6 protein-coding genes are annotated in these 6,864 nt (G+C 64.9%); 5 read left to right on the forward strand and 1 reads right to left on the reverse strand.

What is annotated here, in order from left to right; translation table 11 throughout:
• The 5 genes from Y704_RS18945 to Y704_RS0104475 all read left to right on the forward strand — a co-directional run.
• A partial coding sequence (locus Y704_RS18945) for an HNH endonuclease signature motif containing protein (RefSeq protein WP_155850211.1) occupies nt 1–1,423 on the forward strand: 1,423 nt, incomplete at its 5' end.
• 77 nt (nt 1,424–1,500) lie between these two features.
• On the forward strand, nt 1,501–1,878 hold the full coding sequence (locus tag Y704_RS0104460; protein ID WP_026549216.1) for a hypothetical protein: 378 nt from the start codon (nt 1,501–1,503) through the stop codon (nt 1,876–1,878).
• Between the two features lie 63 nt (nt 1,879–1,941).
• The gene (locus tag Y704_RS18950; RefSeq protein ID WP_253904228.1) at nt 1,942–3,159 is read left to right on the forward strand and encodes a carbohydrate ABC transporter permease; all 1,218 of its coding nucleotides are present in this window, start codon (nt 1,942–1,944) and stop codon (nt 3,157–3,159) included.
• Nucleotides 3,156–4,076 (forward strand): carbohydrate ABC transporter permease, encoded by a 921-nt coding sequence (locus Y704_RS0104470; protein WP_026549217.1) that lies wholly within the window; start codon nt 3,156–3,158, stop codon nt 4,074–4,076. The genes Y704_RS18950 and Y704_RS0104470 overlap by 4 nt, the downstream gene beginning before the upstream one ends.
• On the forward strand, nt 4,076–5,518 hold the full coding sequence (locus Y704_RS0104475; RefSeq protein WP_026549218.1) for a GH1 family beta-glucosidase: 1,443 nt from the start codon (nt 4,076–4,078) through the stop codon (nt 5,516–5,518). The genes Y704_RS0104470 and Y704_RS0104475 overlap by 1 nt, the downstream gene beginning before the upstream one ends.
• 201 nt (nt 5,519–5,719) lie before the next feature.
• On the opposite strand, the gene Y704_RS18955 is transcribed toward Y704_RS0104475, so the two are convergent.
• Nucleotides 5,720–6,864 (reverse strand): IS1380 family transposase (locus Y704_RS18955; RefSeq protein WP_035771631.1); only part of this gene is annotated, 1,145 nt, incomplete at its 5' end.

The following is a 6,864-nucleotide window of genomic DNA, read 5'->3' on the forward strand; positions in this document are numbered from 1 at the left end:
GCCCGCCACTGGAGAGCGGCAGGCCTCCGGATCGCTTCTCGCACGGGCAGAGCAAAGCATTCTGGATGAGGCCCAAGGGGCAACTTCCGGGGATGCAGACGGAAATACGTCTGGAGGTGCGGAAGAGCGAAACAACGCCTCCGCGCTACCCGAATTCAAGACCTGTGCTGATTATCTGCGAGCCAAACTCGGCATCAGCCGCAGCGAAGCGAACCGCAGGCTGAGGCTCGCGGCGAACATCCTGCCTGACGTTGCCGGGTGCGGGGCTGCCACTCCCGCTCCGATGAGTGCCCTGGGCGATGCGGCGGGCTCGGGCGCGGTCAGTGGACGTGCCGTTTCGATCATTCATGAGGCAGTACAGCGGGTGCAGTCCTTCGCAACGCCGATGCAACTCGATTCGATGGAGAACCACCTCACGCGGCAGGCAGTGGACTCAGATGAGGACCTCCTGCGGGTGCTCGCGCGACGCTGGGAGGGTGTGCTGGATCAGGACGGGCAGGAGCCCACGGAAAAGGTCCTCAAGGCACGGCAGGGCGTCTTCCTCAAGGGCAGGCGCAACGGTCTGCATTTCCTGGAAATCGGCGCCACCGACGAGCAGTTCGAGCACCTGGTCACCGTCATGAACACTGCGACCAATCCGAGGGGAAAGACCGGCACCACCGGGAACCACGAGGATTCAGATGGCGGCGGGAACTCCACTGATGATGTGGCCGTGAGAATAAGTGCTGGTGACGCCGGCAACCGCCTAGCGAGTGGTACAGGATCCTCAAGCGGAGGCTACGACCTGTCGGACGGTGATTCCGACGCCGATCCCGACCGCCCCACGCGGCCACAGAGCCTGCTGGATGGTCTGGTAGCGGCATGCAGGATCGCCCTGTCGACAGACGGCCTTCCTGCGGCAGGCGGGCATCGGCCCCAGGTCATGGTGACCATCAGCTATTTGGACCTCGTGGGCGAGATGGAACGTGCCGGCCATGCCGTATTCGGCCAGCAGATGAGCGCACGGAGCATCCGTAAGTTGGCCTGCGATGCCGACATCATCCCGCTGGTGCTCGGCGGGAAGGGTCAGATTCTCGACATCGGGCGGGCCCAGCGGCTCTTCCCTGCGCATATGCGCCGCGGCCTTGTTGCAAGGGACAAGGGCTGCGCATTCCCCGACTGCTCGATCCCTGCAACCTGGTGCGAAGCCCACCACGTTGTTCCATGGGCCAAGGGCGGAACAACGAACATCAGCGACGGTGTCCTTCTTTGTTCACGCCATCATCACGTGATCCATGAAGGAAACTGGACAGTCGAATCGAGGCACGGCATCCCCTGGTTCAGTCCGCCGAAGTACCTTGACCCGGGTCGAAGTCCGCGGAGGAACAAGTATTGGCAGGTAGAGGCGGCAGTCCAGGAGCAGCTCCTCTACGACGAGCGGTGAGGTTCTGCAGAATCCCGCCCACCCATGGGTGCTACGAATGCTGCGGAGGAAATCGTCGAACTATCCGGCGCCGCGAATTGCGAAACCGGAGCAGCAGGATTCTCGAACTCCGAGCATCCCGCCGAGGCGGCAACGCTCGCAGCCTGGCTGACTGCTCCCGAACAGCAGGTCAAGCAGTCAGCAGCAGCGAACAATTTCCCCAGCACCCTCGCAGCCCAGGAGAAGCTGGTTGCCGACGCCACCCCAACGAGCTCTTCAACGACGCACCCACCGGCGTCGGCCTCGCCTCCCGCGCCGAGGGTGTTATCGCGCAGTTCAAGGGCCCGGACGATTCAGTCATTCAGGAGAACGTCTTCCTGCCGCCGCTGAAGCGCCTCGATGCAGAAACCGCAACGGCTGATGAAGCCTGGGACGAAGCGATCACGCTCCTCGACGACCTCGTCGTCAACAACTAGCAGCACCGGCCACGGGGTCTCCGGCATCCACCGGAGACCCCCTCACGGAGTGCGAGACGAATCATGACCACCACCCTGCACCGCCCGACAGCCACGGCAGCCGCCCCCAAACCGAAACCCACCCTCAGGCAGCGCCTCAACGTCTTCGACGTGAAGGCCTCCCCCTACCTCTACATCGCGCCCTTCTTCATCCTCTTCGCCGTCGTCGGGCTCTTCCCCCTCGGGTATACCTTCTTCGTCTCGCTCTTCGACTGGCACCTGCTCAAGGGCCAGGGCGAGTTCGTGGGCCTGCGGAACTTCACCGAAGTGCTGCAGGACCGCTTCTTCTGGAACTCGCTGTTCAACACCATGAGCATCTTCCTGCTCTCGAGCATTCCGCAGCTCGCGGTCGCCGTCGCCATCGCGGCGGTGCTGGACCAGAACCTACGGGCCAGGACGTTCTGGCGCATGAGCATCCTCCTGCCCTACGTCGTCACGCCCGTAGCGGTGGCGATGATCTTCACGAACATGTTCGGTGAGCAGGACGGGCTGATCAACAACATCCTCGGAAGCTTCGGAATCGACCCGGTTATGTGGAAGAACGAGACGCTGCCCAGCCACATCGCGATCGCCACCATGGTGAATTGGCGATGGACCGGCTACAACGCGCTCATCCTGCTCGCGGCGATGCAGGCAGTACCGCGTGACATCTACGAGTCCGCCGCGATTGACGGCGCCGGCCCGTTCCGCCGGTTCTTCAGCATCACGCTGCCGAGCATCCGGCCCACCATGGTGTTCGTGATCGTCACGGCGACCATCGGAGGACTCCAGATCTTCACGGAACCCCGACTCTTCGACCCCGTAGCGGCCGGCGGCACCCAGCGGCAGTTCCAGACCACGGTGCTCTATCTCTGGGAGATGGCGTTCCAGCGGCAGAACTTCGGCAAGGCATCAACGATCGCCTGGCTACTGTTCCTCATCATCATCCTGTTCGGCCTCGGAAACTACCTGATCTCACGCCGGATCGCGACGACGTCGGACAGGCGCCCCAGGGGACGAAAACCCGGCCGCACACGCGACAAAAACCCCGGACCATTGCCTGGCGATCAGCCTGAAAAAGGGACCAGCAGGAAGGCGCGAAACGGGCCCGACAGCAGACGCAGGCAGACCGCCGTCGTTCCCGCCGTGGTCAGTCCGAGCGTCGGATTCCAGCCGCCCGCTCCGACAACCGGGCGAACGACGAATTCACCCACTGATCCGGCCCCGAATGCAGCAGCAACACCCCCGAGGAGCGGGCAATGACCGTCATCGAGAATCGACCACCGGCAACCACCCCGAGCGGACCACGCAAGCCCACCAGGGAAGCCCGTACCCTCGCCGCCCGCAAACGCCTCTTCGGCAACGGTCGACGTCCGGGCTTTCTCACCTACGGGCTGCTGTTCGCCTTCTTCCTCGCCAGTGCCTACCCGCTGAGGTGGTCGCTGATCATCGGCAGCCGCTCCAATGAGGCCCTCGGCCAGACCTGGCCGCCGCTCCTCCCCGGCGGCAACTTCTGGACCAACGTGGGGGAAGCCTTCGACACCATCCCGTTCTGGCTCGCCCTCGGGAACAGCGTCCTCATCTCCGGCGTCATCACACTGTCGGTGGTCACGTTCTCCACCCTGGCGGGATACTCGTTCGCGAAGCTGCGGTTCAAGGGCCGGAACGGCCTGATGGTCGCCGTCATCGCCACGATGGCCATTTCCACGCAGCTCGGCATCATCCCGCTGTTCATGCTCATGCGCACGCTGGGCTGGACCGGCGAGATCGGCGCCGTCATCATCCCCACCCTCGTGACGGCCTTCGGTGTGTTCTTCATGCGGCAGTACCTCGTGGACGTCATCCCCGACGAGCTCATCGAATCCGCCCGCATGGACGGTGCCTCCATGATCTCGACCTTCTGGCACGTCGCGCTCCCCGCCGCACGCCCTGCCATGGCGATCCTCGGACTGTTCACGTTCATGACGGCGTGGACGGACTTCCTGTGGCCGCTGCTCGTCCTCGACGCCGGCAACCCGACCCTCCAGACGGCGCTCAGCCAGCTACAGTCAGCACGGTACGTCGATTACTCGATCGTCCTCGCCGGCGCTGTCCTGGCAACACTTCCCCTGCTGGTGCTTTTCGCCATTGCAGGCAAACAACTCATATCCGGAATCATGCAAGGAGCAGTGAAGTGCTAATGCCACACGACACAATATCCAACAGGACCTGGCCCGAGGGGTTCCTCTGGGGGTCCGCGACCGCCGCAGCGCAGGTTGAAGGAGCAAGTCACGACGGCGGCAAGGAGGACTCCGTCTGGGACACCTTCGCCCGCGTCCCCGGTGCCATCGCGAGCGGCGACAACCTCAAGGATGCCGTCCAGCACTATAACCGGATGCCGGAGGACGTCCGGATCATGAATGAGCTGGGGCTCGGGTCCTATCGTTTCTCCACCAGTTGGGCCCGTGTACGGCCGGGTGACCGCACGGCGAATGCGCAGGGCCTGGACTTCTACTCACGCCTCGTCGATGAGCTGCTGGAGGCCGGCATCCTCCCCTGGCTCACGCTCTACCACTGGGACCTGCCGCAGTCGCTCGAGGAGAAGGGCGGCTGGGCAAACCGGGACACCGCCTACCGGTTCGTCGAGTACGCCACTGACGTGTACTCGGCACTCGGCGACCGCGTCCAGCACTGGACCACGTTCAACGAGCCGTTCTGCTCGTCGCTGCTCGGCTATGCGGCAGGTGTGCACGCTCCCGGTCGGCAGGACCCACGCGCCGCCGTCGCCGCCATCCACCACCAGCACCTCGCCCACGGTCTCGCTGTCAACGAGCTGCGCTTCCGCGGCGCCTCCCACCTCGGCATCACGCTGAACCTCAGCAACGCGATTCCCCGCGACGCCTCGGCCCCCATCGACCTCGATGCTGCACGCCGGTTCGATTCCCTGCAGAACCGCGTCTTCCTCGACCCGATCCTGCGCGGCGCCTATCCCGAGGACACCCTCGCCGACCTCGAGCAGTTCGGCATCCGCGACGTCATCCAGCCCGGCGACCTCCAGATCATCGGCACTCCCCTCGACTTCCTGGGCGTGAACCACTACCACGACGACCTCGTCAGCGGACATCCCGTCGACGAAGGCAGGGACGGCCACTCCGGTGGAGCCGAGCGGCCGGCGTCGTCGTGCTGGATCGGCTCCGAGGACATCGCCTTCCCGAGCCGCGGCCTGCCGCGCACCGCCATGGACTGGGAGGTCAATCCGGACGGCCTCCGGAAACTCCTTCTCCGCCTCGGCGAGGAGTACCCCGCCCTGCCCCCGCTCTACATCACCGAGAACGGTGCGGCGTACGACGACGTCGTCAGCAGCGACGGCGCGGTCCACGATGCGGAGCGCACCCAGTTCGTGCTCGACCACATCGCCTCCGTCGGGGAAGCCATCGACCAGGGTGCCGACGTGCGGGGCTACTTCGTGTGGTCGCTGCTCGACAACTTCGAGTGGTCCTGGGGGTATGGAAAACGGTTCGGCATCGTCCGGGTGGACTACGACACCTTTGAGCGGACCATCAAGGACAGCGGACGTGCGTACGCGATGTTGATTGCCGCCGCCGCTGATCAGGCTTCGATCCTGTCCACCACGAGCGCCTAGCATAGGCTCAGATGTTTCAGGAGCCCCGGAGATGACGATGACGCAGGACTTAGCCTTGATCCACCGATGCGCTGTTGGTCCTGATGGATTTTGGTGTCGGGCGCGGATTCTGGTCTCGGGCATGGCGGATCGCCGGCCTTGCTGCCGTTGGGTGTTCCACTGGTGGTCCTGGTTGTGCCGTTTCGGGCTGGTGGACAGGGTTCAGGCCGGTTGCGGCGGGGCGTGGACGCTGGTGAAGAGTTTTTCCCACCTGGTTTGCCAGGGCCAGGACTCGGGCAGATGAAGGCGGATTTTCCGGGCGCTGGTGGCGATCCTGGCCGGGACGTTGATGAGTTTGCGGCGGATCGTGCCGGTCCGGGCCTTGCCGAAGGGGCCCGCGGCGAGGAGCCCGGCGGCGCGGGTGAGGTTATAGGCGATGACCGCAGCGACCAGCCAGGCCGAGTTCGCCGCGAAAACACCGGAGGGCAGGTGGGCCAGGGCGCTGTCCTTCAGATCGGCGTTGACTTGCTCGATGATGGCGTGTTGGCGGTGGGTTTTATCCGCGGTGACCGTGTCCAGGACCTGGGCGTCCACAGTGGTGAAGAAGGCGTGGTGCCGATGCGTGGTGAACAGGGTTGACTGCCCGTCGCCGGCTTTCGGGTTCAGTTCCGGAATCCGGCGCACGATGAGTCGACCGGTGATCTGTTCGGTTGTCTTCCGGGAGGAGAACGCGGTGAACGGGACTTCAGCGACCTCGGCCCGGGAGACCCAGGTGTTGGTGTTCTCGTCGGACACCGCGTCGGTGTACTCGATCGTGGTCCACGCCGTTTCGGGGATCGTGGCGATAGCGCGTTTGACTGCCGGGTCCATCCGCACGGTCACCGATACCTCCGGCGCACGACCAGCCGGCCGGTGATCTGCTCGGTCTTTTTGCGGGAGGCAGAGCACCCGCCCGCGGCTCTGCCCTCCGGCGTGGAGGCGTTTGAGGGTGGACAGGGCGTCGGTGATCAGGCGTTTGGCTCCGCGGGCGGAGTTCGCCGCTCCCTTGCGCAGCCGCTGGGCGGCCATTACCGGGGCCGTGTCCTTCGTCGAGGCGGTGGCCAGCAGCGCATTCAGCCCGCGGACCCCGGAGTATCCGTAGCCGGAGCCCTGTTTGGCGTAGCCGTGGACCTCGATGATCGTGTCATCGACATCCACGAACACGAAGTCACCGCCCCGGGGCGTTCCCAGCAGCGAGGCCCGAGCCGAAAGACCTGCCAGGAAGCGTGAGGCGACCGCGTCCAGCTGCCGGACGTGCCCGAAGGTGAAGGAGCGCAGGAACGAGCCCAGCGTCGAGGGCGCGTAGCAGGCAGTAAAGAGCCGGCTCA

The organism is Arthrobacter sp. Br18 (genome assembly GCF_000520555.1).
Taxonomy (GTDB): Bacteria; Actinomycetota; Actinomycetes; order Actinomycetales; family Micrococcaceae; genus Arthrobacter_D.

What these genes read in the sequence shown, in the direction of transcription:
- Y704_RS18950 (WP_253904228.1), top strand. Translation starts at nt 1,942, where the DNA reads ATGACCACCACCCTGCACCGCCCGACAGCCACGGCAGCCGCCCCCAAA.
- Y704_RS0104470 (WP_026549217.1), top strand. Translation starts at nt 3,156, where the DNA reads ATGACCGTCATCGAGAATCGACCACCGGCAACCACCCCGAGCGGACCA.
- Y704_RS0104475 (WP_026549218.1), top strand. Translation starts at nt 4,076, where the DNA reads ATGCCACACGACACAATATCCAACAGGACCTGGCCCGAGGGGTTCCTC.